Raw genomic sequence first — 25,455 nt, 5'->3', positions numbered from 1 at the left:
TCATGGCACGGCGCGATTCCATGACGGCTTTCGGACAGCTCGCGGAAGCGATCGCTCTCGTTTCACAGGGAAAACCCGGTCATATCGTCGATAGGCTGATTGCCGAACGCGGCCAGAGGATCGTGAAGAATCCGCTCTGGCCGGTTATGCGGCCGTTTCTCTACACGCTGCTGCGCTACAACAAGGCGATCGAATTCGCCAATGCCGTCGCCAAGATGCCGGGCTTCCAGTCGTTCGAATATCTGAGCGACGTGCTGAAACTCGATATCGGCATCACCAATGGCGAACGCATCCCCGATACCGGTGGCTTCATCCTCGTCAGCAACCATCCCACAGGCATCGCCGATGGTGTCGCCGTGTTCGATCTGCTGAAAGCGCGTCGGCCGGATATGATGTTTTTCGCCAATCGCGATGCCATCCGCGTCAATCCGCGGTTTGCCGAGATGATCATCCCCGTCGAATGGCGGGAGGAGTACAAGAGCAAGCTCAAGGCACGCGAAACGCTGCAGTTGACCAATCACGCTGTGCGGCAAGGCAAGGCGACGGTGCTCTTCCCGTCAGGCCGCATCGCCTACTGGGCGAACGGCCGGCTCAACGAACGTCCATGGAAAACCTCGGCCGTCGGGCTGGCGCGCAAATACAATCTGCCGATCCTTCCCGTCCATATGACGGCGCGTAATTCCGGCCTGTTCTACTGGCTGGCGAAATGGTCGACGGAGCTTCGCGACATGACGGTGTTCCACGAACTGTTGAACAAACGCGGCGATCGCTTCGATTTCGTCATCGGCAATCTCATTCCGGCCGAACATCTGGACGGCGACCTCAACGACGTGACGAAGGCGCTGGAGAAGCATACGGTGCACGACATGGCAGCCAATGGCGACGCGACTTTCATGCCGGTCGGCCCGCCGGCTGCGGCGATGCCTCGCAAGCTTTCCGTTCCTGCACTCTAATGCATGTCGTCCGGAAGTGTGCTGCGGTTCCGGGATGACGACATGCATAAAACAAAGGACTTTAAATCCATCGGCTTTGCCATGACGGTCGATATCCGCGTGATCCGCGATCGATTGCCGCGGGAGATCGCAGACCTCGAAAGCGAGGCCCGGCAAGAGGGCCATCTCCATATCAGCCGCGTTATCGCCGGATGGTCGGCTGGAGACCTCAGATTCGAGCGTGACGGCGAAAGGCTGCTCGGCGCCTATGTCGGGAAGGCGCTCGCCGGTATCGGAGGCCTGACCATCGAACCCACCCTATCCGGAGCGTTGCGAATGCGACGTTTTTACATCCGTCCAGAGATACGCCGGCATGGCATCGGGCGGATGCTGGCCCTGGCTCTGCTGGATCATGCGCGGGCCTTCTGCAGTATCGTCACCGTTCATGCGGGAAATGCCGACGCGGCCAAATTTTGGCAGGCGCTTGGATTTCAGCTCTACGAGCGGGACGGCGATACACATTGTCTCGAAATCCTCCCCCACATTCCCTCCGGTCGGCCTCATGATGTTTCGGGCTGATTCTTCACGTTTTAAGCCTCACGCACCGATCTCCTTGAGGCGGATGGCCTGACGCGCCAGCAACCGCTCGACATCGGCAACATCGAGCGCCGAGAGCTTGGCGCCCGGCTTGCGCAGGGTGGCGGATTTGATCACGCCGCGCTTGGCGAGCACATATTTGCGCGAGGCAAGGCCGATGCCCTGCTGTTGTTCGTAGCGGGCGAGCGGCAGATAGGCATCGAAAATCGCATGGGCACGATCGAGGTTACCGGCCGCATAGGCCCCGACGACGCCAACCATCATCTCAGGATAACAAAAGCCGGTCATCGCGCCATCGGCGCCGCGGCCCATCTCTTCGGGCAGGAAAAGTCCGCCATTGCCGCAAAGGATGGAGATGCGCCGCATGGTGCCCTTGTCGCTGGCGGCGCGAAGCGCGGTGATTTTTGAAAGGCCCGGCCAATCCTCGTGCTTGAGCATGACGCAATTCGGCACCTCATTGACGATGCGCTCGATAACCTTGGGCGCGATCGTCACGTTGGTGGTGAGCGGATAATCCTGCAGCACGAAGGGCGTATCGCCCAGGACTTCACCGACCGATTGGTAGAAGGCGAAAGCCTGGTCGTCGGTCTTGACGGTCCAGGGCGGCGCGACCATGACGCCGGCAGCACCCTTGCCGATGACGGCTTCGGCAAGTTCGCGCATCGGAGCAAGCCCCGGCGCCGAAACTCCGACGACGACGGGAAGACGTCCGTCGAGGCGCTTCAGCACACGCTCGACCACGGTCCGCGATTCCTCCGCGGTCAGCTTCGGGGCCTCGCCGAGTTGCCCAAGCACCGTCAGGCCGGTGACGCCGGCGCCCTCGTAGAAATCGACCATGCTGTCGATACTGGCGAGATCGAGCGCGCCGTCATCGGTGAACGGGGTTACGGCGATCACGTAGACGCCCTTGGCATCTTCGGTCAGTCTGGCCATTGGTGCTCTCCAATTCAACGGCCGAAGAACAGCGCTTCGGCATTTCGAACAAAGATCTTTTCGGCAATGTATGCGGCCAATCGCTCGTCCAGCAAGCTTTCCGTATGGGAACGGGCGATCGCGCGGAATCTTCCTGCGCCGGATTCTGCGCCCGATGTGCGTCCCGTCTTTGCGGTTCCAATTGCATCGATTTGCGGGCATGGTCTCGCCCGATGAGCACAGATTCGTCCGATCTCTTTGGCGCGCTTTTCGGGGCACCGCCCGCGAACCGAACGGTTCCCGTGCTGGTGCCGATGCCGGCGCCAAAACCCTATTCTTATTCGGTGCCTGATGGCATGGCGGTCGAGCCCGGCTCGGTCGTGCAGGTGCCGCTCGGGTCGCGGCAGGTCATCGGCGTCGTCTGGGACGGCGGCGAGGATGGGGTCGATCCGAAGAAGCTCCGGCCGATCAGCCATGTCTTCGACTGCCCGCCGCTTTCTCGGGAGATGCGGGAATTCATCGATTGGGTCGCGACCTATACGCTCTCGCCGCCCGGCCTCGTCGCCCGCATGGCGCTCAGGGCGCCAAATGCCTTCGAGCCGGAGCCGATGGTGGAGGGGTTGAATCTCGTCGGCGGCGAACCGGAGCGGATGACGCCGGCGCGCGCCCGGGTGCTCGACACGGCCTCCGACGGCTTGTCCTGGACCCGCAGCGGCCTTGCGCATGCGGCGGGTGTGTCGACCAGCGTCGTCGACGGGCTGATCACGCTTGGCATATTCGATACGATATTTTTGCCGCCGCCGCCGGTGGTGGCGATGCCGGATCCGGATTTTGCCGCCGCACGCCTCGAAGGGCCGCAGAAGGCGGCAGCCGAGGAGATCGTTTCCGACGTCCGCAAGGGCGAATTCTCGGTGTCGCTGATCGACGGGGTGACCGGCTCCGGCAAGACCGAGGTCTATTTCGAGGCGATTGCCGAAACGCTGAAACGCGGCAAGCAGGTGCTGATTCTGCTGCCGGAGATCGCGCTGACGGCAAGTTTCATGGAGCGTTTCCAGGATCGCTTCGGGGCGAAACCAGCCGAATGGCATTCCGATCTTGCGCCGCGCATGCGCGAAAAGGTCTGGCGCCAGGCGGTGACCGGCGAGGTGCGCGTCGTCGCCGGCGCCCGCTCGGCGCTGTTCCTGCCGTTCGAGGATCTCGGTCTGATCATCGTCGACGAGGAGCACGATCCTGCCTACAAGCAGGAGGACCGCGTCTTCTACAATGCCCGCGATATGGCTGTGGTGCGCGGCCGGATCGGCGATTTTCCCGTCATTCTGGTGTCGGCGACGCCGTCGGTCGAAAGCCAGGTCAATGGGCAGAGCGGGCGCTACAGCACCGTCCACCTGCCGACGCGTTTCGGCGATGCGGCGCTGCCGGACCTGCATCTGGTCGACATGCGCCGGCACGCGCCGGAACGCGGCGGCTTCCTGTCGCCGGTGCTGATCCGGGCGATCGGCAAGACGGTGGAGAAACGCCAACAGGCGCTGCTCTTTCTCAACCGGCGCGGTTATGCGCCGCTGACGCTCTGCCGGGTCTGCGGCCATCGCTTCCAATGCCCGCAATGTTCGAGCTGGCTGGTCGAGCATCGCTTCCGAAAGCAGCTGCAATGCCATCAATGCGGCCATGCCGAGCGCACGCCGGAGGCGTGCCCGGAATGCGGCACGCTCGACCATCTTGTTGCCTGCGGGCCAGGCGTCGAGCGCATTGCCGAGGAGGTGGAACGGCATTTCCCGGAGGCGCGAACGATCGTCCTCTCCTCGGATATCGTGGGCGGGGTCAAGCGGCTGCGGCTGGAGCTGGAGGCGATCGCCAAGGGGGAGGCCGATATCGTCATCGGCACCCAGCTCGTCGCCAAGGGGCATAATTTTCCGCTGATGACGCTGGTCGGCATCATCGATGCCGATCTCGGCCTGGCCAATGGCGACCCGCGCGCCGCCGAGCGCACCTTTCAGCTTCTGTCGCAGGTGACGGGCCGGGCCGGGCGCACCGGTCTCAAGAGCCATGGGCTGCTGCAGACCTATCAGCCGCAGCACCCTGTCATGCAGGCGATTGTCTCAGGCGATTCCGACGCCTTCTATGAGCGCGAGATCACCGAACGCGAACGCGCTATATTGCCGCCCTTCGGCAGGCTCGCCTCGATCATCGTTTCGGCCGAGACCCGCCATGATGCCGAAAACCATGCGCGCGGCATGCGCAATGCGGCGCCGCAGGTTTCAGGCATTTCGGTGCTTGGCCCGGCCGAAGCGCCGCTGGCGCTGGTGCGCGGCCGCCATCGCTTCCGCCTCCTGGTGCACGGCCGGCGCAACTCGGACATGCAGGGGTTTTTGCGGGCGATGCTGTCGCAATCGCCCAAGGAGCGCGGGTCGGTACAGGTGCAGCTCGATATTGATCCGCAAAGTTTCCTATAAATCATAACGCCGCCATTTCCTCCTTTTCCGGCCCATGTCATAAAACACTAATTCTTCCGGGTGATTTGGGGCGATGCATGGAATTCTATTTTCCGACCGAACTCGGCGAGCAGCTAGCGTTCTGCTCAGCCGCTTTCACGGCGCTCGCCGGCTTCATCATGATGTTTGCGCCAGGCCCTACTTTCCGTCTTCTCGGCCTGCAGGCGCAGGACGGGCGGCCGGAAGGATATGGCGAGGGACGCTCGATGGGCGGTTTTTATCTCGGCTTCGGCCTGTCGGCGATCATGCTCGCCCAAAACTGGATCTACATGGCGCTCGGCGCCTCCTTTGCGATGGCGGCCTTTGCCCGGATCATATCGATCCTGTCCGATAAGGGGAGTAATCTCGTCAACTATTTACTCCTGGTTGTGCAAATTGCTTTGGCGGCGCTGCCACTGCTCTATGTTTTCGGCTTCACCCAGACGTGAATCTATCGGCCGGCCGGCGGCTTCCCCGGCCGGCTTTCAGGCCATTGCGCAATTTTGCCAACAGAAATTCATGTGAAAGGCGTATTCGGGCGTTACGCGTGTTGCGAGTCCGAACATCCTATGTTAGACGGACCCCGAATTTCGGAAGAAGCAAGAGGCTTCTCTTGTGATTTCTGGGGGAAATCAAAACGAATTCAAGATCATAGGTTCGGCGCCCGCCGAGAGCCGGATTTTGGGTTGAAATCAGGGAAATTTGTGCCAGTGGCAGACACGTCCCAGCTTACATCTGGTGTTGCCGAGCGCTATGCGTCGTCGCTTTTCGATCTGGCGCTCGAGCAGGGCGCTGTCGACAGCGTCACCGCCGATCTTGACCGTTTCCAGGCGATGCTGGATGAGAGCGCCGACCTAAAGCGTTTCGTCGCAAGCCCGGTTTTCTCTGCCGAGGACCAGCTGAAGGCGATCACCGCCATCAGCGAGAAGGCCGGAATCGGCGGCTTCTTCGCCAATTTCCTGAAGGTCGTGGCGCGCAACCGCCGCCTGTTTGCCCTGCCGGGCATGATCAAGGCCTTCCGTATCATCGCCGCGAACCATCGCGGTGAAATCTCCGCCGAGGTCACCTCGGCACACGCGCTTTCGCAAGCGCAGGAAACCGAATTGAAGGTGGCACTCAAGAGCGTTACCGGCAAAGACGTGACGATTGCCGTCACGGTTGATCCGTCAATTCTTGGTGGTCTGATCGTCAAGGTCGGGTCCCGCCAGATTGATACGTCTCTTCGTACCAAACTCTCCACTCTTAAGCTCGCATTGAAAGAGGTTGGCTGATGGATATCCGCGCCGCGGAAATTTCCGCAATTCTCAAAGACCAGATCAAAAATTTCGGCAAAGAGGCAGAAGTCTCGGAAGTCGGCCAGGTTCTCTCCGTCGGTGACGGTATCGCCCGCGTCTACGGTCTGGACAATGTCCAGGCCGGTGAAATGGTCGAGTTCCCCGGCGGCATCCGCGGCATGGCGCTGAACCTCGAATCCGACAATGTCGGCGTCGTCATCTTCGGCTCCGACCGTGACATCAAAGAAGGCGACACCGTCAAGCGGACTGGCGCCATCGTCGACGTTCCCGTCGGTCCGGAACTGCTCGGCCGCGTCGTCGACGCGCTTGGCAACCCGATCGACGGCAAAGGCCCGATCAATGCGACGCGCCGTTCGCGTGTCGACATCAAGGCACCCGGCATCATTCCGCGCAAGTCGGTTCATGAGCCGATGTCGACCGGCCTCAAGGCTATCGACGCGCTGATCCCGGTCGGCCGCGGCCAGCGCGAGCTGGTTATCGGCGACCGTCAGACCGGCAAGACCGCGATCCTTCTCGACGCCTTCCTCAACCAGAAGGCCATTCACGACAACGGTCCGGAAGGCGAAAAGCTTTACTGCGTCTACGTCGCCATCGGCCAGAAGCGCTCGACCGTCGCTCAGTTCGTCAAGGTGCTCGAAGAGCGCGGCGCGCTGAAGTATTCGATCATCGTCGCGGCGACTGCTTCCGATCCGGCTCCGATGCAGTATCTGGCTCCGTTTGCCGGCTGCGCCATGGGCGAATATTTCCGCGACAACGGCATGCATGCGCTGATCGGTTACGACGACCTGTCCAAGCAGGCCGTTTCCTACCGCCAGATGTCGCTGCTGCTGCGCCGCCCGCCGGGCCGCGAAGCCTATCCGGGCGACGTTTTCTACCTGCACTCACGCCTGCTCGAGCGCGCTGCGAAGATGAACGACGACCAGGGCGCCGGTTCGCTGACCGCTCTTCCGGTCATCGAAACGCAGGGCAACGACGTGTCGGCCTTCATTCCGACCAACGTGATCTCGATCACCGACGGCCAGATCTTCCTTGAAACCGACCTGTTCTACCAGGGTATCCGCCCGGCGGTGAACGTCGGTCTGTCGGTTTCCCGCGTTGGTTCCGCCGCACAGATCAAGGCGATGAAGCAGGTTGCGGGTTCGATCAAGGGTGAACTCGCCCAGTATCGCGAAATGGCCGCCTTTGCCCAGTTCGGTTCGGACCTCGACGCTGCGACGCAGCGCCTGTTGAACCGCGGTGCGCGCCTGACCGAACTCCTGAAGCAGCCGCAGTTCTCGCCGCTGAAGACGGAAGAACAGGTCGCGGTGATTTTTGCCGGCGTCAACGGCTTTCTCGACAAGCTGCCAGTCGCTTCGGTCGGCAAATTCGAGCAGGGCTTCCTCTCTTATCTGCGTTCGGAAGGCTCCGCCATCCTCGACGCGATCCGCACTGAAAAGGCAATCAGCGACGATACCAGGGGCAAGCTCACCGCTGCTCTCGATAGCTTCGCAAAGTCTTTCGCGTAATCAGGCCCTAAGTTAGGACGGATCACGGATGCCTTCACTTAAGGATCTGAAAAACCGGATCGCCTCCGTCAAGGCGACGCAGAAGATCACCAAGGCGATGAAAATGGTCGCCGCGGCGAAGCTTCGGCGTGCGCAGGAGGCGGCCGAGGCCGCCCGGCCCTATTCGCAGCGCATGGGTGCGGTTCTGGCGAACATCGCCAAGGCCGTCACCGATGCGGACGGCGCACCGACGCTGATGACCGGCACCGGCAAGGACCAGGTTCATCTGCTGGTGGTCTGCACGGCCGAACGCGGTCTGTGCGGCGGCTTCAATTCGCAGATCGCGCGCTTTGCCCGCGATCATGTGCGCAGGCTGCTTGCCGAGGGCAAGACGGTCAAGATCTTCACCGTCGGCAAGAAGGGTTACGACATCCTTCGCCGCGAATATGCTTCGTTGATCATCGAGCGCAAGGAATTGCGCGACGTCAAGCGCATTGGGTTCGAGAATGCGGATCAGCTCGGCAAGCGCATCATCGAGATGTACGAAGCTGGCGAATTCGACGTTTGCACGCTGTTCTATTCCGAGTTCAAGTCGGTGATCAGTCAGATCCCGACGGCGCAGCAGCTCATTCCGGCTTCGACGGGTGCGGCGCAGAACGAAGATGCCGAGCATGCCGGCGCCGTCTACGAATATGAGCCGGATCCGGCATCGATCCTCGAAGATCTGATCCCGCGCAACATCTCCGTTCAGATCTTCCGCGCGCTCCTTGAGAATGTCGCAGGCGAGATGGGTGCGAAGATGAGCGCTATGGACAATGCGACGCGTAATGCCGGTGAGATGATCAACAAACTGACGCTGAGCTACAACCGCCAGCGTCAGGCGCAGATCACCAAGGAACTCATTGAAATCATTTCGGGCGCGGAAGCGCTCTGAGGCTAGGAAAAGAGGGTCAGAAAATGGCTGAGGCAGCTACCCCCAAGATCGGCTCTGTCGGCAGAGTCACACAGGTTATCGGCGCCGTCGTCGACGTTGCTTTCGAAGGCGAACTGCCGAAGATCCTGAACGCGCTGGAAACCAGCAACAACGGCGTCCGTCTGGTTCTCGAAGTTGCACAGCACCTTGGCGAAAACGAAGTCCGTACCATCGCGATGGACTCAAGCGAAGGTCTCGTCCGCGGCCAGGTAGTCAGCGATACTGGTGCTCCGATCATGGTTCCGGTCGGCAACGAGACGCTCGGTCGTATCATGAACGTCATCGGTGAACCGGTCGACGAGGCTGGTCCGCTGGTCACCGCGCACAAGCGCGCCATCCACCAGGATGCACCGTCCTATGTCGAGCAGTCGACGGAAGCGCAGATCCTCGTCACCGGCATCAAGGTCGTCGACCTTCTCGCCCCCTATGCACGCGGCGGCAAGATCGGCCTCTTCGGCGGCGCCGGCGTCGGCAAGACCGTGTTGATCATGGAACTGATCAACAACGTCGCCAAGGCGCATGGTGGTTATTCAGTTTTTGCGGGCGTCGGTGAACGCACCCGCGAAGGCAACGACCTTTACCATGAAATGATCGAATCGAACGTCAACAAGCATGGCGGCGGCGAAGGCTCGAAGGCCGCGCTGGTTTACGGCCAGATGAACGAACCGCCGGGCGCTCGCGCCCGCGTCGCTCTGACCGGCCTGACGGTCGCCGAGCACTTCCGCGACCAGGGCCAGGACGTTCTGTTTTTCGTCGACAACATCTTCCGCTTCACCCAGGCAGGTTCCGAAGTGTCGGCTCTGCTCGGCCGCATCCCGTCGGCCGTCGGTTATCAGCCGACGCTTGCCACCGACATGGGCCAGATGCAGGAGCGCATCACTACGACGACAACCGGCTCGATCACTTCGGTCCAGGCCATCTACGTTCCGGCCGACGACTTGACCGACCCGGCGCCGGCAACCTCGTTCGCGCACCTTGACGCAACGACGGTTCTGTCGCGCTCGATCGCCGAAAAGGGCATCTACCCGGCCGTCGATCCGCTCGACTCGACCTCGCGCATGCTCGATCCGCTGGTCGTCGGCGAAGAGCATTACGACGTCGCCCGTAAGGTTCAGTCGACGCTGCAGCGTTACAAGGCGCTGCAGGACATCATCGCCATCCTTGGCATGGATGAACTGTCCGAAGAGGACAAGATCGCTGTTGCTCGCGCCCGCAAGATCGAGCGTTTCCTGTCGCAGCCGTTCTTCGTCGCCGAAGTCTTCACCGGCTCGCCGGGCAAGCTGGTTGCTCTTGAAGACACGATCAAGGGCTTCAAGGGCCTGGTCAACGGTGAATACGATCACCTGCCGGAAGCTGCCTTCTACATGGTCGGCTCGATGGAAGAAGCGATCGAAAAGGCCAAGAAGCTCGCAGCTGTTTGATGAGCGACGCGCTAGACGAGATATTCTGCTGCGACTCCCTGAAAGGGGTCGTGGCGGATCTTCCGGAGCCGGCAGCGCCGACCGTCTATCGCGCCGATAATGGTGTGCTGATGATGGTGGTGGGCCTTGTCCAGAGCGAAGAAGGCCTCGGTTATCTCGACCAAGCGATAATGCACTGCCCGTTTTGCGGGACCCAATTGCAAGATGCGAAAGCCATAGCCGAGAAGGTAAGTCACTGATGGCTGACAATTTCAACTTTGAGCTCGTTTCGCCGGAGCGTCTGCTGCTGTCGGAGATGGTGACTGAGGTCGTCATTCCCGCAACCGAGGGCGAGATGACTGTCATGGCGCACCACGCGCCGACAATGACGACGGTCAAGCCTGGTGTAGTAAGCGTCCGTTCGGCTTCCGGCAAGAAGCAGGATTACGTCGTATTCGGCGGTTTTGCCGATATCCTGCCGACCGGCTGCACATTGCTTGCCGAATCCGCTGTTCCGGTCGAGGAACTTCACAAGGACGAGTTGACCCGTCGCATCGAGGCCGCCCGCGCGGAACTCGAGAATACCGAGCTGCATGAGCACAAGTCGAAGCTCGAGCATTTCATCATGGAGCTGACGCATCTGAGCGGCGTCGTCCAGCAGGATTGATCGCAATCGACTGCAACGATCAAAGGCGGCTACAACAGCCGCCTTTTTTGTTGGTTCATACCTCGGAATGGTCAGGCAATGTCCATCGGCGGCTTCAAAGGAAGACGTAGCCGTCTCAGTAGCCGGTGCCGCCACGCAGCTCGATGACGAGCGTCTTCAAGAGAATCTTCAAGTCGAGCAGCAGGCTGAAATGCCTGACATAGTAGATATCGCAGGCGATGCGGGCGCGCGCTTGCAATGGCCGTGCCGTCGGGCCGCGCCAGCCGCGTGTCTGCGCCAGGCCGGTGATGCCCGGGCGCATGATGTGGCGTTGGTGGTAGTCCGGCACCAGCTCCTCGTAGAGCCTACCGGCTGCGCGCATATTGACAGCATGGCAGCGCGGACCGACCAGCGACATCTCGCCCAACAGGACGTTGAAAAGCTGCGGCAGCTCGTCGATGTTGGTCCTGCGAAGCACCGCGCCGATAGCTGTCATCCGGCTGTCGCCCTTGACGGTCTGCTGAATGCCGCTCGGATCACAAGCGTCGGCGCGCATCGAGCGGAACTTGAACACCGTGATCTTCCGGCCGTGGAGCCCCCAGCGGATCTGGCGGAAAAATACCGGACCGCCATCGTCGAGTTTGATGAAGACAGCGATTGCCAGAAAAAACGGCGCCAGCACGATGAGGGCGCTGACCGAGGCGACGATATCGAACATCCGCTTCGTGCCCAGCCGCACGATCATCTTTCTTTCGACAAGGGAAAAGCTATCCGGCTGGCGAATGTTGGAGTTGGCGATAACCAGGGTCTTGGTTTTGTCCTGACGCTGAGACGGATCGAAGCGTGAATTCGTCTTCGAAGTAAAAGCATTCATAACGCAAGGTCCACAAGTTTAGATGCGATACTGAACTGAAGAGAGACAAATACATGCTCTCGTATCGTTTGTCATCGGTCTAAATAAGAAATTGCTAACCCGAATGAGACCAAAAATGGGAGTATTTCCTTTCAAAGATAATGCCAGTAGTTGAGCTTGCTGGAGAATTATACTTTAAAAGGAGTAGCCCGATTGGATTGGCGGGATGTCAGGCGATTGCCGGCATCGATCGCAGGCTTTTCCAGCATATGATAGCTGAGACTTGCGACCAGAAGGACGAGCGCGGCTGCCAATCCACAAGACTGCAGCCAGCCGGTGACGACAATTTCCGAGGAAACGCCGAATGAGCCCGGGTCGAGCCTTTGGATCGATATCAGGATGATTTCCTGCCAGATATAGATGCCGAATGAGATTTTCGCGATGTAGCGGACAGGCGCGTTGTCGAGCAGCCTGCCGAGGCGTTGCGAATGGCAGAGCGAAACGAGCGCCGTTGCGATCGCCAGCGGAAAGACCGGGAAGCCATAGGGGATTTCGAGCCAGCCGTAAGCTTCGGCGGAGCCGCCGGGCGATATGACGAGACGGTAACCGGCAACAGCGAGGGCCAGCAGCGCTGCGGCATCGAACCAGGCGGAGGGCCTTCTTGGGAGCATGACTTCGACGCCGGCGGCAAGCGCGCCCAATGCGAAGATGGCGAAGAAGCCGATCGGATTATATCGCGGCATCCACTCCTTTGCCCCGCCTTGGAAGCCGTATTGCCAGCCGCGTCCGATATCGTCGAGCGGAAAGACGGTGAGGATCAGCACATGGGCCAAGAGTACAGCTGTGATGACGCAGAGCCAGGCAAAGCGGGCAAGCAACGGACGCTGCCTCAGGATGGGCAAACGAAATAGCAGGAAAAAGCAGAGAGGCAGGAGCACATAGCTGGTGACCTCGAAGGGAATGGACCAGAGCGGCCCGTCGGCTTCGACGGGAAAGAATGTGCGCCAATGCCACTGGCTCATGAACAGTAGCCCGGAGACATAGCGGAAGGCGAGCTCCGCCGTCAGCGGCAGAGCAAGCAGCGTCAGGCTGAGGGTGAAGCTGACGGTTGCGGCCACCCAGAAGCCCGGAGCGATGCGTGCCGCCCTGCGGATTGTGTAATGGCGGAGGCTGGGCATGGTGCTGCCGTCGTCGATCGCGCGCCAGAAGGGATGGGCAAGAAGAAAGCCGCTAAGCACGAAGAAGATGGCAACGCCGAAATTGCCGAAGCGGAGGATGTTTGCGGTGGGTCCCAGTTCGTCGGGAATTCTGCGCATATCCAGCCGGAGCGCGAGATGGTGGGCGAACACCAGCAGACAGGCTGCCGCGCGCAGAAAGTCCGCTCCGGCCAGTCTCTCCTGTTGGCGCATCTTGTCCCTCGCCTTACAGCGCCGCGCGCCTTTCAGACGCGTGGCACTGTAACACTTTGAATAACTGCATAATTTTTTCTTATATCGATTCCGATTTAAGAAATTATGCAGTGCCCAAGGGCTTTTCCGCGGAAAACCGCGATGGGCAAGGCGGGAATGGCTCAGGCCAGCAGTTCGTTGGTATAATAGGCGGAGAAGTCCGGCTTCTCCTTGAGTACGGCGCCATTCGCGTCGACCAGGATGCCGTTCGCGACCAGGAAGCCGCCGATGGCATCGGCCTTGGCCGGGTCGAGGGTGCCGATTACGCCGGCCTCGGACTTCAGGAAGTGTCCGTCGATCAATGCCTTCTGCGAAGCTTTCACCAGTTCCGTGTTCATCAGCGCGCCGTTGCTTCCTGATATCAGCAGCTCGCAGGCTTCGTCGGGATGATCGACGGAATAGGCATAACCCTTTCGCGTTGCCTGAATGAAAGCGCGGGCATTTTCCTGATTTGCCGAGAGATAGGCGTCGCTGGAGACGATGACCGTCGTCTGTTCGTCGGGAACGCCATAGTCGGCATAGTGGAAGCGGCCGATCTTGCGTTTTTCCAGCTCGGCGGCGATGCCTTCCCAGGTGTAGATCTCCAGTGTGAAATCGATCGAGCCATTGTCCAGCGCCTCGTAGGCGGAAGTGCCGAGCGTGACGGTCTTGACCTCGCCTTTGCCGCCATCGTTGCGGATCATCGCGGAGATCAAAGCGCTCTCCCAGGTTCCGCCGAAGCCGCCATAGGTCTTGCCGTCGAGATCTCTAGGGCTTTTGATGTCGTCGCGTCCGCCCTTGTAGATAAGGCGCGCTGTTTCGGTCTGGACGACGCCGTAGACCATCTTCACGTCGCCGCCGGCGGCGCGCTGCATGAGGGCCTCGATCTCGCTGCTGATGCCGAAATCGGCGACGCCGTTCGACACCAGCGTTCCGGCGCTGGTGTCGGCATAGGGAAGGATCTCGACGTCGAGGCCGGCGGCGGTATAGAAGCCCCTCGCCTTGGCGACATAGATGCCGATATGGTTGGTGTTGGGTGTCCAATCGAGCGCCATGCGCACCTTTGCGGGCGCTGACTGGCCGAAGGCCGGGCGGCCGGCAAGGCTTGCGGCGATGGCGGCTAAGATCGTCTGGCGACGGGTGAGAAGCAGCATGGTGACCTCCTCAGGTCTCTAGAGCATGATGCCGAAAAGTGTGAGCGGTTTTCTCACGACATCATGCTCTAACTCTATAATGTAGAACAGGATTCAGATTTTAAGCCGACCGGCCTAAAATCATCCTGTTCGAGCGGATGAAGCAGTGTTTGCAGGATTTCGGTTTCGATCGCCTGGGCCGCCGGCGAGCCGAGATCGGCAAGGCTTCTCGGACGGGGCAGGGGAACGTGGAATTCGCGGATGATACGCGCCGGGCGGGCCGAAAGCACGTAGATCCGGTCGGAGAGGAACACGGCCTCGCGGACGTCGTGGGTGATCAGCAGCGCCGTCCAGCGGTGTTCGGTCCACATGCTCTGCAGCCATTCCTGGATCTGTGTGCGCGTCAGCGCGTCGAGCGCGCCGAACGGCTCGTCGAGCAGCAGCATGTCCTGGGTCTGGACGACAGTGCGCAGCAGGGCGGCGCGCTGGCGCATGCCGCCTGATAGTTCGGATGGATAATGGTGTTCAAAACCGGCAAGGCCGAAGCGCTCAAACAGTGGCGCCACAGTGGCGCGGGCAGCGCGGCGGCTCATGCCACGCACTTCGAGGCCAAGTGCCGCATTGTCGATGATCCGGCGCCAGGGCATCAGCGCATCGCGCTGCGGCATGAAGGCGAATGAATGCGGCGCCCGTTCCAGCGGCGCGTCCTTGAAAAGCACGGTGCCGGAATCGGGGCGAAGCGCCTGTGTCAGCAATCGGAGCACCGTCGACTTTCCTGAGCCGGACGGGCCGACGATCGAAACGAACTCGCCGTTTGCCACAGTGAGCGAAATATCGCCCAGCACCTTCATGCCGTCGAAGGACTTCGAGATGTTGCGCAGTTCGACCATCGTATCGCTCATCGCCGCGACTCCTGGGATCGTTGCCAGGGCATGACGAGGCGCTGGATCAATAGCGTCAGCCCGAAGAGGCAGAGTGTGAGCGCGGCGCTGATAACGACGGCGGCAAGCACGAGATCGGGGCGGAAATTGTTCTTGGCGTTGAGGATATAGATGCCGAGGCCGCGGGCGGCGCCGGCATATTCGGCAAAGATCGCGCCGACGACGGCATAGGTGATCGAGATCCTGAGGCCGGCGAAGAAATAGGGCAGCGCGGAGGGAAGCCGCGCCAGGCGGAAAATCCGCCAGCGGCTCGCCTTCATCGAGTTCAGCAATTCGGCGATGTCGCGGTCGGTCGATTGATAGCCCTGCAGCAGGGCGACCAACAGCGGAAAGAAGGTGACGAGCGCCACCAGCAGGATCTTCGGCAACAGGCCGAAACCGAACCAGAGGACGACAAGGGGCGCGATCGCCACCAGCGGCAGCGTCTGGCTGGCGATGAAAATCGGTAGCAATGCCCGGCGCATGAAAGACACGAAATCCATCAGGATCGAAGCGGCGAAGGCGAAGGCAAGCGACAGCGCGAAACCGCCGAGTGTCGCACCCAGCGTCGGCCAGGTGTTTGATATCAGCGCCTCACGGTTCAGCCAGCCCTGGATGACAATGCGCGAAGGCGCCGGCAGGATGGAAGGTTTGATGCCGGAAAGATCGACATAGAGTTCCCATGCCGCCAAAAACGCGCAGCCCGCGAGAAAGGCCGGTATGCCCCGGTAGAGAGCGGCGCGGAGCGCGGCAAGGCGCGAATCCGATGGTTGTGGCGATGTCATCAGCGTTCGATTTCAGGCTTTCGTCGGGCACTGCATAATTCCTTAAATCGGAATCGATTTAAGGGAAAATTATGCAGCAATTTAAAGTGTTACGGCGTCCCTTGCGCGTCTGCTAAGACGCGCGGCGCTGTATTGGCGGAGACCGTGATGTCGAGCGTCACGTGTCCCACCGGGTCGCCGAAGCGATAGAAGGCCTCATGAATGGTCGCGAAGACGGCGCCGGCATCTCCCCCCAGCCGGGTACAGAAATTCTTGGCGTGGTCGAAGGTGCCGGAGCGCTTCAAGAAATCGATGCAGCCATAGATCTCGTCCATATGGCTGCCGGTTCCCATGACGTAGAGCGAGAATTGCGCGGCTGCCGGCTGTCCGGTCTCCGTGGTGGTTTCAACGGCGGCAAGGGCTGATGTAATCCGGTCGGCAAGCGGCTCCGCCCGGCCGGCAGAGGGCTTGACGCCGCAGATGGCGTCGTCGGGCTCACCTGGGCAGCCGCGTGAGACCGCGGCGGACAGCACGCAATGCTCGCCGGTATTGGCGGCGACGACGAAAAGATCGCGCATGGCCGCGAAGAGGACATCAGGCGGGCCGACCAGCAGGGTGGAGATATCATCGGTCTCGATGCGAAGCCGGTCGCGATAGGGGTCGAACGCCTTGACGGCATCGAGAATGATGCCGACGAAATTGCCGGACATCGGATAGAGTGACACTTGTGCGCCTGAGAACATCTGAACCTCGCTCCGCTGGCATTACCCAGATCAGCTTTGAAGGGTCCAGAGGCTTGCGCCTCGCATCTCAGCCCCGGCGATACGGAGCTCCCCTGTTATTTCGGCGGAAACTATCATCGCGGTTTTCTTCCCGCAACCGCAAAATTGCAGACCCGTCCGCGTGGTCGTAATGAACCTGATATGACGGACAACACCCGGACCGAGGTCCTGCCCGGGTGTTCCCAGAGGTTCCGTACCTGCTGGGAACGGAACCGGAGCTTTCTGTCTCAGGCGGCGATATCGGCATAGGGACGATCGATACGGGCGGTGGCGAGCGCCCGTGTCCACCATTCCAGCCTTGCCATCATTCGGCCGAGCAAGCGCAGCGCGTCGTCGGGAGTGTCGAGCCTGCCTTCCGCGTCGAAGCGGTTCCATGGCGCAGCGAAGCTGACCGAATCGCGGATCGTGACGGCGTGGAGTTCGGCAAAGACGAGGCGCAGCTGCTCTACCGCGCGCAGGCCGCCGGAAATACCGCCATAGGAAACGAAGGCGACCGGCTTGCCCTGCCAAGGCTCGAAGAAGAAATCGATGACGAATTTCAGCGAGGCGGTGAAGCTGTGATTGTATTCCGGCGTGACGATGATGAACGCGTCCGCCATGCCGAGCCGCTCGGCGAGCCTGGCGATTTCGGGATGTGCCAATTCGCGGGTGGTCGGCAGCGCAAAATCCAGCGGGTCGATGATGTCGATATCGAATTGCGGGAAGCGGATGAGCTCCTCCGTCAGCCACTTGACCACCCGGTCGCAGATGCGGCCTTCCCTCGTGCTCCCGTAGATGACCGCCAGCCTGGTGGGTGTTTTCATGTGTCGCTCCTTGTTGCGATTGGACTTTACGATTGCAGGAGCAACAGGTATAAAACCTCAACTAATATTGAGGTCAATAGGCGATGGATACGATTCCTGCGACGCCGCTCGGCAGGCTCCTGACAGTCGGTGAAGTGGCGGAGCGCAGCGGCCTCGCCGTCTCGGCGCTGCATTTTTACGAGACCAAAGGGTTGATCTCGAGCATCCGCTCCCGCGGCAACCAGCGGCGCTATGGGCGCGATGTGCTTCGCCGTCTCGGCATCATCAAGGTGGCGCAGCGTGTCGGCATTCCGCTTTCGGAAATCCAGTCAGCGTTCGAGTCCCTGCCGCAGGGACGAACGCCGACCGTTGCCGACTGGCAGACGCTGTCGGCGCGCTGGAAGGATGATCTCGACGCGCGAATCAGGCGGCTCAGCCTGTTGCGCGACCGATTGACCGGCTGCATCGGTTGCGGCTGCCTGTCGATCGAAAGCTGTCCGCTGCGTAATCCCTGCGACCGGCTTGGCAAGGAAGGGCCGGGTGCGCGGCTTCTGGAGGCCGAAAACTAGTCCTGGTTTTCCCCGGAAAGATCAGTGCGCGCCTTTCTTTCGGTCGGTGCGCTCATATGTTAAGGGCGAGTGACGCAACCGGCGGCACTGTCCGCGAGGAGGACGGCTTCGTGTTTCATCCCAGATTGTTCGAAAATCGCAATGTCGTCGTGACCGGCGCCGGCCGCGGCATCGGCCTTGAAGTTGCCCGGCAGTTTCTGGACTGCGGCGCGAAGGTGATTGTCCATACCGGGCGCAAGCCGGGACGGGATCTGCCGGATTTCCTGCTGACTGCTGAATCGGAAAGACGGGCGCTGCTGCTGCACGCCGATTTCTCCGCCATCGGTGGGGCGGCGCAATTTGCCGACGATGTCCTCGCTTTCTTCGACAGGGTGCATGTGCTCGTCAACAATGCCGGCACCATGCTTGGCCGGTTTCCCGCTGCCACGCTGACCGACGCAGAATATGAGGCAGTCATACGGCTCAACCAGACTTCGGTGGTGGCGCTGACGCGGGCATTGCTGCCGGCATTGAAGGCGGCCGAGGGCGCTGCCGTCATCAACACTGTTTCGATTTCGGCGCTGACCGGCGGAAGCCCCGGCTCTTCGATATATTCGGCCTCGAAGGCCTTTGTTGCGACCTATTCCAAGGCGCTCGCCCGCGAGCTTGCCCCGGATGGCATCCGCGTCAACTGCGTCTCGCCGGGAACGATCGAGACGGATTTCCACGAGCGCTATTCCTCCAAAGAAAAGCTGGAGCAGACCCGGAAATCCATCCCCCTGCAGCGACTCGGCACGGCGGAGGATTGCGCTCCCGCCTATCTGTTCCTGGCAGCTCCCTCACTCTCGGGATACATCACCGGCCAGGTGATCGAGATCAATGGCGGACAGCTTATCTGCTGATTTACTTGGACCTTTTTTGGCATTTCATCACTATTGACCAATTCGCTTGTGCGAATATGCTATTGTACTGATCTACCTCACCGCCTCCTTCCGAGATATCGAATGCCGTTGCCTAAACCGGAGCCGGGTATGACCGGCCAGGAGTTGCATAAACTCGCTGGAAAAGCCCATGAAGCGAGCGACCTGCTGAAAGCTTTGGCGCATCACACCCGACTTCTGATCCTCTGCATACTGGCGAAAGAGGAGCGAACGGTCGGTGAAATCGAAAATATTCTCGGCATACAGCAGGCGATGGTCTCGCAGCAACTTGCGCGTTTGAGGCTCGAAGGCCTGGTCAATACGCGCCGTCAGGGCAGGCAGGTTTATTACAGCATCGGCAATGTCAACGTGCTGGGTTTTCTCGAATCGCTGTTCGATCTTTTTCCGGCTGCGGAAAACTGTTAAAGCGCGTCGCATAAAACTTGATTCATGCGACGCGCTTTAATTCTTTGTTTTATGCATGTCGTCGTCCCAAAACCGCTGCACACTTTTGGCGGCATGCATTAGTACCCGCCCTTGCGAAGCACGGCTGCTATGTCGAAGATGAGGCCGGACGCGAAATGTCGCGGGAGACCGGATGATCGACAAGCTGGAATTTTTTATCGCCCTTGCCAATGAAAAGCACTTCGGCCGTGCCGCCGAGGAGTGCGGGATCTCGCAGCCGACGCTCTCGGCGGCTATCCGGCAGCTCGAGGATCAATTGGGCGTCATGCTGGTGCAGCGCGGCTCGCGGTTCCAGGGGCTGACGCCGGAAGGCCAGCGCGTGCTGGAATGGGCCCGGCGCATCGTCGGCGATGCCCGCACCATGCGCGAAGAGATGCGCGCCGCGCGCCGCGGCCTTTCCGGCCACATTCGCCTCGCCGCCATTCCGACCGCGCTTGCCATGCTTTCGCGTATCACCACGCCTTTTCAGGAACGGCACCCCGGCGTGACCTTCTCGATCGTCTCGCGCAATTCGCTGCAGGTGCTGAGCATGCTCGAGAATCTCGAAATTGATGCCGGCATCACCTATCTCGAAAACGAACCGCTCGGCCGTGTTACGACGGTTCCGCTTTATGCCGAGCGCTATAATCTGATTACGGCTGCAGGCAGCCCTTTGTCTGATCGCGACAACGTGACCTGGCGCGAGGTTGGTGATCTTCGGCTTTGTCTATTGACGGCCGACATGCAGAACCGTCGCATCATCAACCGGCACCTGACGGAAGCCGGCGCCACGGTACATCCGACGCTCGAATCCAACTCGATGATCGTGCTGTTCTCGCATGTCAGGACCGGGCGCTGGGCGAGCATCATGCCGCGCAACGTCGCGAAATCCTTTGGATTTCCAGTGGAAATTCGGATGATCCCGATCGTCGAGCCGGAGGCGCATCATCTGGTCGGCCTCGTCGCGCCTTATCGCGAACCGTTCACGCCGCTTGTGTCGGCCTTGCTGCACGAGGCGCGGGTACTCGTGCGGGATGAAGAACTTTGATAGGAAAATCCTATCAACCGACGTGATAGCGTTATTGATCGTCAGCTACTTCCTTGCGATGTTGTCCCCGAGGAATGGCACTCGGCCGGGGGAGGCCGCTATTCCGCAACGAGTAAGCCGCCGGGAGGGCTGCCTTATGACCATTCATATCGCCGAAGGCGATATTGCTGCACGCACCCGTACCATCATCGCCGATCTTCGCTTCCTTGAAGGGCCGCTTCTTCCCATTCTGCATGAGGTTCAGGCAGAATTCGGCTATGTGCCGCAGGAAGCCCTGCCTGTGATTGCCGAGGAGTTGAACCTCTCCCGGGCTGAAGTGCATGGCGTGGTGACCTTCTATCACGATTATCGCGACCATCCGGCCGGCCGCCATGTGCTGAAGCTCTGTCGCGCGGAAGCGTGCCAGTCGATGGGCGGCGATGCGCTGGCCGAACGCGTCAAGATGCTGCTCGGCATCGATTTTCACCAGACGACGCCCGACGGCAGCGTGACGCTGGAACCGGTCTACTGTCTCGGGCTCTGCGCCTGCGCGCCGTCGGCGATGCTCGACGGCGAGGTCTATGGCCGGATCGACGATCAGCTGGCAATGGAACTCGTTGCGGAGGCACGCCGATGACAATCAGGATTTATGTTCCGCGCGATGCCGCAGCGCTGGCGCTCGGGGCCGAAAAGGTGGCAAAGGCGATTGCCCAGGAGATCGTCGCCCGCGGCCTCGATGCCGAGATCGTGCGCAACGGCTCGCGCGGAATGTTCTGGCTGGAGCCGCTTGTTGAAGTCGAGGTTGCCGGTGAGCGCATCGGCTACGGACCGGTGAAGGCGAGGGATGTGCCTGCTCTGTTCGATGCCGGGATCGTCAATGGCGGCGATCACCCGCTCTGTCTCGGGGAGGTTGAAGACCTCCCGTTCCTGAAACAGCAGACCCGCCTGACCTTTGCCCGTTGCGGCATCATCGATCCGCTGTCGCTTGCCGATTATGAGGCGCATGGCGGCCTTGCCGGCCTTCGCCGCGCCGTTTCGATGACATCAGCCGATGTCGTCAAGGAAGTCACCGATTCCGGCCTGCGCGGGCGCGGCGGCGCCGGCTTTCCCACAGGCATCAAGTGGAAGACCGTTCTCGATGCCGCCGGCGAGCGCAAATATATCGTCTGCAACGCCGACGAGGGCGACAGCGGCACCTTTGCCGACCGGATGATCATGGAGGGCGATCCCTTCGTGCTGATCGAGGGCATGGCGATAGCAGGACTTGCCACCGGAGCCACGAAGGGCTTCGTCTACACGCGTTCGGAATATCCGCACGCGATCACCGTAATGACCGAGGCCGTCGGCATCGCGCGGCAGGCGGGCATACTCGGACTATCGGTGCTCGGCTCGGGCCGCGCCTTCGATATCGAGGTGCGCACCGGTGCGGGCGCCTATGTCTGCGGCGAGGAAACGGCTCTGCTGAACAGCCTCGAAGGCAAGCGTGGCGTCGTGCGCGCCAAGCCGCCGCTGCCGGCGCATAAGGGGTTGTTCGACTGTCCGACCGTCATCAACAATGTGATCTCGCTCGCCTCCGTGCCGGTGATCATGGAGAAGGGCGCCGCCTTTTATCGCGATTTCGGCATGGGCCGCTCGCGCGGCACCATTCCGCTGCAGATCGCCGGCAATGTCCGATATGGCGGTCTCTACGAAACGGCCTTCGGTCTTTCGCTTGGCGATATCGTCGACAAGATCGGCGGCGGCACGGCGACGGGACGGCCGGTCAAGGCGGTGCAGGTCGGCGGGCCGCTCGGGGCTTATTTCCCGCGGGCACTGTTCGACACGCCGTTCGATTACGAAGCCTTTGCCGCCAAGGACGGACTGATCGGCCATGCCGGCCTCGTCGTCTTCGACGACACGGCCGACATGCTGAAGCAGGCGCGTTTCGCCATGGAATTCTGCGCCGTCGAAAGCTGCGGCAAGTGCACGCCCTGCCGCATCGGCTCGACGCGTGGCGTCGAGACGGCCGACAAGATCGCCCATGGCATCGAGCCGGAGAAGAACCGGGCGCTGCTGGCCGATCTCTGCAACACGATGAAATTCGGCTCTCTCTGCGCGCTTGGCGGTTTCACCCCCTATCCCGTCATCAGCGCCATGACGCATTTCCCGGAGGATTTTTCCCCGGCGCCGATGGTGGAGGCGGCTGAGTGATGACCTTCCAAGCTACAGCCGCATGCCCTGACTTGCTCAATTCCATTTCCGTACAGGAGGCCGACCATGTCTCTCATCCATGAAATCGACTACGGCACTCCCGCTTCGAAATCCGAAACCATGGTGACGCTCACCATTGATGGGCAGCAGATCAGCGTGCCGGAAGGCACTTCGATCATGCGCGCCTCGATGGAGGCCGGCATCCAGGTGCCGAAGCTCTGCGCCACCGATATGGTCGACGCCTTCGGCTCCTGCCGGCTCTGTCTCGTCGAGATCGAGGGCCGCAACGGTACGCCTGCCTCCTGCACGACGCCGGTGGCGGCAAACATGGTGGTGCAGACGCAGACGGGGCGGTTGAAGGATATCCGACGCGGCGTGATGGAGCTGTATATCTCCGACCATCCGCTCGACTGTCTCACCTGCGCTGCCAATGGCGATTGCCAATTGCAGGACATGGCGGGCGCCGTTGGCCTGCGCGACGTACGCTACGGTTATGAGGGCGACAACCACGTCAAAGCGCGCAACAACGGTGATATCAATCTGCAATGGATGCCGAAGGACGAGTCCAATCCCTATTTCACCTATGACCCCTCCAAGTGCATCGTCTGTTCGCTCTGCGTGCGCGCCTGCGAGGAAGTGCAGGGCACCTTTGCACTGACGATCGAGGGGCGTGGTTTCGGCTCCCGCGTTTCATCGGGTGCACACGAAAGCTTCATCGATTCCGAATGCGTCTCCTGCGGGGCCTGCGTCCAGGCCTGCCCGACGGCGACGCTGACGGAGAAGTCGGTCATCGAGATCGGCCAGCCCGAGCATTCGGCCGTCACCACCTGCGCCTATTGCGGCGTCGGCTGCTCCTTCAAGGCGGAAATGCGCGGCGAGGAACTGGTGCGCATGGTGCCCTGGAAGGACGGCCAGGCCAATCGCGGCCATTCCTGCGTCAAAGGCCGCTTCGCTTACGGCTATTCCACCCACAAGGATCGCATCCTCAATCCGATGATCCGCGAAAAGATCAGCGATCCCTGGCGGGAGGTAAGCTGGGACGAGGCCTTCGCGCATGTGGCGTCAGAATTCCGCCGCATCCAGTATCAATACGGCCGCGATGCGATCGGCGGCATCACCTCCTCACGCTGCACCAATGAGGAAACCTATCTGGTGCAGAAGCTGGTTCGCGCCGGTTTCGGCAACAATAATGTCGATACCTGCGCCCGCGTCTGCCATTCGCCGACCGGCTACGGTCTCGGCCAGACATTCGGCACGTCGGCCGGCACGCAGGATTTCGACAGCGTCGAACAGTCCGATGTCGTCGTCATCATCGGCGCCAATCCGACCGACGGCCATCCGGTGTTCGGCTCGCGGCTGAAGAAGCGGTTGCGCCAGGGCGCCAAGCTCATCGTCATCGATCCGCGCCGCACCGATATCGTCCGCTCGCCGCATGTCGAAGCCTCCTACCACCTGCCGCTGAAGCCCGGCACCAATGTCGCGGTCATGACGGCGCTGGCGCATGTGATCGTCACCGAAGGTCTCTATGACGAGACGTTCATCCGCGAGCGCTGCGACTGGTCGGAATTCGAGGACTGGGCCGCCTTCGTCGCCGAGCCTGCGCACAGCCCCGAGCAGACCGAGATCTTCACCGGCGTGCCGGCGGCGGATCTGCGCGGTGCGGCAAGGCTCTATGCCAAGGGCGGCAACGGCGCGATCTACTACGGTCTCGGCGTAACCGAACACAGCCAGGGCTCGACCACGGTCATCGCCATCGCCAATCTGGCGATGGCGACCGGCAATATTGGCCGTCCCGGCGTCGGCGTGAACCCGCTGCGCGGCCAGAACAACGTGCAGGGCTCGTGCGACATGGGTTCCTTCCCGCACGAGCTGCCGGGCTACCGGCACGTTTCCGACGATGCGACGCGCGATATCTTCGAAAAGCTCTGGGGCGTGAAGCTCAACAATGAGCCGGGCCTGCGCATTCCGAACATGCTGGATGCGGCAGTCGACGGCTCCTTCAAGGGCCTCTATGTCCAGGGCGAGGACATTCTCCAGTCCGATCCCGATACCAAACATGTCGCGGCCGGGCTTGCGGCGATGGAATGCGTCGTCGTGCAGGACCTGTTTCTCAACGAGACCGCCAACTATGCCCATGTCTTCCTGCCAGGCTCGACCTTCCTCGAGAAGGACGGCACCTTCACCAATGCCGAGCGCCGCATCAACCGCGTGCGCAAGGTGATGTCGCCGCGCAACGGCTATGGCGACTGGGAGGTGACGCAGAAACTTGCCCAGGCGATGGGGCTCGACTGGAATTACAGCCATCCGTCGGAGATCATGGACGAGATCGCTGCGACGACGCCCAGTTTCGCGCTGGTCTCCTACGACTATCTCGATAAGTTGGGTTCGGTGCAGTGGCCCTGCGACGAAAAGCACCCGCTCGGCTCGCCGATCATGCATGTCAACGGCTTCGTGCGTGGCAAGGGCAAGTTCATCCGCACCGAGTATGTCGCGACCGACGAGCGCACCGGCCCGCGCTTCCCGCTGCTGCTCACCACTGGCCGCATCCTCAGCCAGTACAATGTCGGGGCGCAGACGCGGCGGACCGAAAATGTTGTCTGGCACGCCGAAGACCGGCTGGAGATCCATCCGCACGATGCCGAGCAGCGTGGCATTCGTGACGGCGACTGGGTAAAGCTCGGCAGCCGCTCCGGCGACACCACGCTGAGATCCCTGATTACCGATCGTGTTGCGCCGGGTGTCGTCTACACGACCTTCCATCATCCCAATACGCAGGCGAACGTCATCACCACCGATTTCTCCGACTGGGCGACCAATTGCCCGGAATACAAGGTGACGGCGGTGCAGGTGTCGCCCTCCAACGGGCCGAGCGAGTGGCAGCGCGAATATGACGAGCAGGCGCGGCAATCGCGCCGTATCGCCGGCAAGCTCGAGGCAGCGGAGTGACGATGCGGGGGT

At 61.2% G+C, this 25,455-nt stretch carries 25 protein-coding genes and 1 riboswitch; of the genes, 17 read left to right on the top strand and 8 right to left on the bottom strand.

Annotated features, from left to right (window positions below; all coding sequences use genetic code 11):
- The first annotated feature begins 2 nt into the window (after window positions 1–2).
- Together HJB83_RS27910 and HJB83_RS27905 are read left to right on the top strand one after the other, a co-directional pair.
- Window positions 3–953, top strand: a complete 951-nt coding sequence (locus tag HJB83_RS27910; protein ID WP_221131679.1) for a GNAT family N-acetyltransferase — start codon at window positions 3–5, stop codon at window positions 951–953.
- An 81-nt stretch (window positions 954–1,034) separates the two neighbouring features.
- Window positions 1,035–1,511 carry a GNAT family N-acetyltransferase gene (locus HJB83_RS27905; protein ID WP_221115549.1) on the top strand — a complete coding sequence of 159 codons (477 nt, stop codon included), beginning with the start codon at window positions 1,035–1,037 and terminating at the stop codon, window positions 1,509–1,511.
- An 18-nt stretch (window positions 1,512–1,529) separates the two neighbouring features.
- On the opposite strand, the gene HJB83_RS27900 is transcribed toward HJB83_RS27905, so the two are convergent.
- Window positions 1,530–2,462 (bottom strand): dihydrodipicolinate synthase family protein, encoded by a 933-nt coding sequence (locus tag HJB83_RS27900; RefSeq protein ID WP_221115505.1) that lies wholly within the window; start codon window positions 2,460–2,462, stop codon window positions 1,530–1,532.
- A 212-nt stretch (window positions 2,463–2,674) separates the two neighbouring features.
- On the opposite strand from HJB83_RS27900, the gene HJB83_RS27895 reads away from it, so the two are divergent.
- The 8 genes from HJB83_RS27895 (at window position 2,675) to HJB83_RS27860 (ending at window position 10,728) form a co-directional block, all read left to right on the top strand.
- Window positions 2,675–4,891 (top strand): primosomal protein N', encoded by a 2,217-nt coding sequence (locus tag HJB83_RS27895; protein ID WP_221115506.1) that lies wholly within the window; start codon window positions 2,675–2,677, stop codon window positions 4,889–4,891.
- A 77-nt stretch (window positions 4,892–4,968) separates the two neighbouring features.
- Window positions 4,969–5,358 (top strand): DUF4345 family protein, encoded by a 390-nt coding sequence (locus tag HJB83_RS27890; protein WP_207582072.1) that lies wholly within the window; start codon window positions 4,969–4,971, stop codon window positions 5,356–5,358.
- 255 nt (window positions 5,359–5,613) lie between these two features.
- Window positions 5,614–6,180: a F0F1 ATP synthase subunit delta gene (locus tag HJB83_RS27885; RefSeq protein ID WP_207584393.1), complete on the top strand. Its 567-nt coding sequence runs from the start codon at window positions 5,614–5,616 to the stop codon at window positions 6,178–6,180.
- Complete coding sequence (gene atpA, locus HJB83_RS27880; RefSeq protein ID WP_207582071.1) at window positions 6,180–7,709, top strand: F0F1 ATP synthase subunit alpha; 1,530 nt, start codon at window positions 6,180–6,182, stop codon at window positions 7,707–7,709. The genes HJB83_RS27885 and atpA overlap by 1 nt, the downstream gene beginning before the upstream one ends.
- Before the next feature lie 28 nt (window positions 7,710–7,737).
- Window positions 7,738–8,622 (top strand): F0F1 ATP synthase subunit gamma, encoded by an 885-nt coding sequence (locus HJB83_RS27875; RefSeq protein WP_207582070.1) that lies wholly within the window; start codon window positions 7,738–7,740, stop codon window positions 8,620–8,622.
- A gap of 23 nt (window positions 8,623–8,645) precedes the next feature.
- On the top strand, window positions 8,646–10,082 hold the full coding sequence (gene atpD / locus HJB83_RS27870) for a F0F1 ATP synthase subunit beta (RefSeq protein WP_207582069.1): 1,437 nt from the start codon (window positions 8,646–8,648) through the stop codon (window positions 10,080–10,082).
- On the top strand, window positions 10,082–10,321 hold the full coding sequence (locus HJB83_RS27865) for a hypothetical protein (RefSeq protein WP_207582068.1): 240 nt from the start codon (window positions 10,082–10,084) through the stop codon (window positions 10,319–10,321). Before atpD ends, HJB83_RS27865 begins: the two co-directional genes overlap by 1 nt.
- A complete protein-coding gene (locus tag HJB83_RS27860; RefSeq protein ID WP_207582067.1) occupies window positions 10,321–10,728 on the top strand; it encodes a F0F1 ATP synthase subunit epsilon in 408 nt (135 codons plus the stop codon). The genes HJB83_RS27865 and HJB83_RS27860 overlap by 1 nt, the downstream gene beginning before the upstream one ends.
- A gap of 115 nt (window positions 10,729–10,843) precedes the next feature.
- Here the strand turns inward: HJB83_RS27860 and HJB83_RS27855 are convergent, their stop codons facing one another.
- The 7 genes from HJB83_RS27855 to HJB83_RS27825 all read right to left on the bottom strand — a co-directional run bounded on the left by HJB83_RS27855 (window position 10,844) and on the right by HJB83_RS27825 (window position 17,389).
- Window positions 10,844–11,581: a sugar transferase gene (locus HJB83_RS27855; RefSeq protein WP_207582066.1), complete on the bottom strand. Its 738-nt coding sequence runs from the start codon at window positions 11,579–11,581 to the stop codon at window positions 10,844–10,846.
- A gap of 167 nt (window positions 11,582–11,748) precedes the next feature.
- Window positions 11,749–12,969, bottom strand: coding sequence for an acyltransferase (locus tag HJB83_RS27850; protein ID WP_221131680.1), 1,221 nt, complete (start codon window positions 12,967–12,969; stop codon window positions 11,749–11,751).
- Window positions 12,970–13,130: 161 nt separating this feature from the next.
- Window positions 13,131–14,141 carry an ABC transporter substrate-binding protein gene (locus tag HJB83_RS27845; protein WP_207582064.1) on the bottom strand — a complete coding sequence of 337 codons (1,011 nt, stop codon included), beginning with the start codon at window positions 14,139–14,141 and terminating at the stop codon, window positions 13,131–13,133.
- 74 nt (window positions 14,142–14,215) lie between these two features.
- On the bottom strand, window positions 14,216–15,022 hold the full coding sequence (locus tag HJB83_RS27840; protein WP_207582063.1) for an ABC transporter ATP-binding protein: 807 nt from the start codon (window positions 15,020–15,022) through the stop codon (window positions 14,216–14,218).
- On the bottom strand, window positions 15,019–15,825 hold the full coding sequence (locus HJB83_RS27835) for an ABC transporter permease (protein ID WP_207582062.1): 807 nt from the start codon (window positions 15,823–15,825) through the stop codon (window positions 15,019–15,021). Before HJB83_RS27835 ends, HJB83_RS27840 begins: the two co-directional genes overlap by 4 nt.
- Before the next feature lie 89 nt (window positions 15,826–15,914).
- Entirely contained in the window at window positions 15,915–16,547 is a 633-nt protein-coding gene (locus tag HJB83_RS27830; protein ID WP_207582061.1) for a YkoF family thiamine/hydroxymethylpyrimidine-binding protein, read from the bottom strand.
- A riboswitch (TPP riboswitch) is annotated at window positions 16,538–16,651 on the bottom strand. (Overlaps the previous gene by 10 nt.)
- A gap of 162 nt (window positions 16,652–16,813) precedes the next feature.
- On the bottom strand, window positions 16,814–17,389 hold the full coding sequence (locus HJB83_RS27825) for an NADPH-dependent FMN reductase (protein WP_207582060.1): 576 nt from the start codon (window positions 17,387–17,389) through the stop codon (window positions 16,814–16,816).
- An 83-nt stretch (window positions 17,390–17,472) separates the two neighbouring features.
- On the opposite strand from HJB83_RS27825, the gene soxR reads away from it, so the two are divergent.
- The 7 genes from soxR (at window position 17,473) to fdhF (ending at window position 25,443) form a co-directional block, all read left to right on the top strand.
- Window positions 17,473–17,937, top strand: a complete 465-nt coding sequence (soxR, locus tag HJB83_RS27820; protein ID WP_207582059.1) for a redox-sensitive transcriptional activator SoxR — start codon at window positions 17,473–17,475, stop codon at window positions 17,935–17,937.
- 110 nt (window positions 17,938–18,047) lie between these two features.
- Window positions 18,048–18,818, top strand: coding sequence for an SDR family NAD(P)-dependent oxidoreductase (locus HJB83_RS27815; protein ID WP_207582058.1), 771 nt, complete (start codon window positions 18,048–18,050; stop codon window positions 18,816–18,818).
- 102 nt (window positions 18,819–18,920) lie between these two features.
- Entirely contained in the window at window positions 18,921–19,262 is a 342-nt protein-coding gene (locus HJB83_RS27810) for a helix-turn-helix transcriptional regulator (RefSeq protein WP_221115509.1), read from the top strand.
- A gap of 172 nt (window positions 19,263–19,434) precedes the next feature.
- A complete protein-coding gene (locus HJB83_RS27805; protein WP_221131681.1) occupies window positions 19,435–20,328 on the top strand; it encodes a LysR family transcriptional regulator in 894 nt (297 codons plus the stop codon).
- Between the two features lie 136 nt (window positions 20,329–20,464).
- Window positions 20,465–20,944 (top strand): formate dehydrogenase subunit gamma, encoded by a 480-nt coding sequence (locus HJB83_RS27800; RefSeq protein WP_221131682.1) that lies wholly within the window; start codon window positions 20,465–20,467, stop codon window positions 20,942–20,944.
- Window positions 20,941–22,497 carry an NADH-quinone oxidoreductase subunit NuoF gene (locus HJB83_RS27795; protein WP_221115511.1) on the top strand — a complete coding sequence of 519 codons (1,557 nt, stop codon included), beginning with the start codon at window positions 20,941–20,943 and terminating at the stop codon, window positions 22,495–22,497. Before HJB83_RS27800 ends, HJB83_RS27795 begins: the two co-directional genes overlap by 4 nt.
- 66 nt (window positions 22,498–22,563) lie before the next feature.
- On the top strand, window positions 22,564–25,443 hold the full coding sequence (fdhF, locus tag HJB83_RS27790) for a formate dehydrogenase subunit alpha (RefSeq protein WP_221131683.1): 2,880 nt from the start codon (window positions 22,564–22,566) through the stop codon (window positions 25,441–25,443).
- Window positions 25,444–25,455 lie beyond the last annotated feature (12 nt).

The organism is Rhizobium sp. NZLR11, from assembly GCF_019685115.1.
Taxonomy (GTDB): domain Bacteria; phylum Pseudomonadota; class Alphaproteobacteria; order Rhizobiales; family Rhizobiaceae; genus Rhizobium.
This window is presented reverse-complemented; position numbering and strand designations above follow the sequence as displayed.

Coding starts and splice junctions, on each gene's coding strand:
- HJB83_RS27910 (WP_221131679.1), top strand. CDS start 3: ATGGCACGGCGCGATTCCATGACGGCTTTCGGACAGCTCGCGGAAGCG.
- HJB83_RS27905 (WP_221115549.1), top strand. CDS start 1,035: ATGACGGTCGATATCCGCGTGATCCGCGATCGATTGCCGCGGGAGATC.
- HJB83_RS27900 (WP_221115505.1), bottom strand. CDS start 2,462: ATGGCCAGACTGACCGAAGATGCCAAGGGCGTCTACGTGATCGCCGTA.
- HJB83_RS27895 (WP_221115506.1), top strand. CDS start 2,675: ATGAGCACAGATTCGTCCGATCTCTTTGGCGCGCTTTTCGGGGCACCG.
- HJB83_RS27890 (WP_207582072.1), top strand. CDS start 4,969: ATGGAATTCTATTTTCCGACCGAACTCGGCGAGCAGCTAGCGTTCTGC.
- atpA (WP_207582071.1), top strand. CDS start 6,180: ATGGATATCCGCGCCGCGGAAATTTCCGCAATTCTCAAAGACCAGATC.
- HJB83_RS27875 (WP_207582070.1), top strand. CDS start 7,738: ATGCCTTCACTTAAGGATCTGAAAAACCGGATCGCCTCCGTCAAGGCG.
- atpD (WP_207582069.1), top strand. CDS start 8,646: ATGGCTGAGGCAGCTACCCCCAAGATCGGCTCTGTCGGCAGAGTCACA.
- HJB83_RS27865 (WP_207582068.1), top strand. CDS start 10,082: ATGAGCGACGCGCTAGACGAGATATTCTGCTGCGACTCCCTGAAAGGG.
- HJB83_RS27860 (WP_207582067.1), top strand. CDS start 10,321: ATGGCTGACAATTTCAACTTTGAGCTCGTTTCGCCGGAGCGTCTGCTG.
- HJB83_RS27855 (WP_207582066.1), bottom strand. CDS start 11,581: ATGAATGCTTTTACTTCGAAGACGAATTCACGCTTCGATCCGTCTCAG.
- HJB83_RS27850 (WP_221131680.1), bottom strand. CDS start 12,969: ATGCGCCAACAGGAGAGACTGGCCGGAGCGGACTTTCTGCGCGCGGCA.
- HJB83_RS27845 (WP_207582064.1), bottom strand. CDS start 14,141: ATGCTGCTTCTCACCCGTCGCCAGACGATCTTAGCCGCCATCGCCGCA.
- HJB83_RS27840 (WP_207582063.1), bottom strand. CDS start 15,022: ATGAGCGATACGATGGTCGAACTGCGCAACATCTCGAAGTCCTTCGAC.
- HJB83_RS27835 (WP_207582062.1), bottom strand. CDS start 15,825: ATGACATCGCCACAACCATCGGATTCGCGCCTTGCCGCGCTCCGCGCC.
- HJB83_RS27830 (WP_207582061.1), bottom strand. CDS start 16,547: ATGTTCTCAGGCGCACAAGTGTCACTCTATCCGATGTCCGGCAATTTC.
- HJB83_RS27825 (WP_207582060.1), bottom strand. CDS start 17,389: ATGAAAACACCCACCAGGCTGGCGGTCATCTACGGGAGCACGAGGGAA.
- soxR (WP_207582059.1), top strand. CDS start 17,473: ATGGATACGATTCCTGCGACGCCGCTCGGCAGGCTCCTGACAGTCGGT.
- HJB83_RS27810 (WP_221115509.1), top strand. CDS start 18,921: ATGCCGTTGCCTAAACCGGAGCCGGGTATGACCGGCCAGGAGTTGCAT.
- HJB83_RS27805 (WP_221131681.1), top strand. CDS start 19,435: ATGATCGACAAGCTGGAATTTTTTATCGCCCTTGCCAATGAAAAGCAC.
- HJB83_RS27800 (WP_221131682.1), top strand. CDS start 20,465: ATGACCATTCATATCGCCGAAGGCGATATTGCTGCACGCACCCGTACC.
- HJB83_RS27795 (WP_221115511.1), top strand. CDS start 20,941: ATGACAATCAGGATTTATGTTCCGCGCGATGCCGCAGCGCTGGCGCTC.
- fdhF (WP_221131683.1), top strand. CDS start 22,564: ATGTCTCTCATCCATGAAATCGACTACGGCACTCCCGCTTCGAAATCC.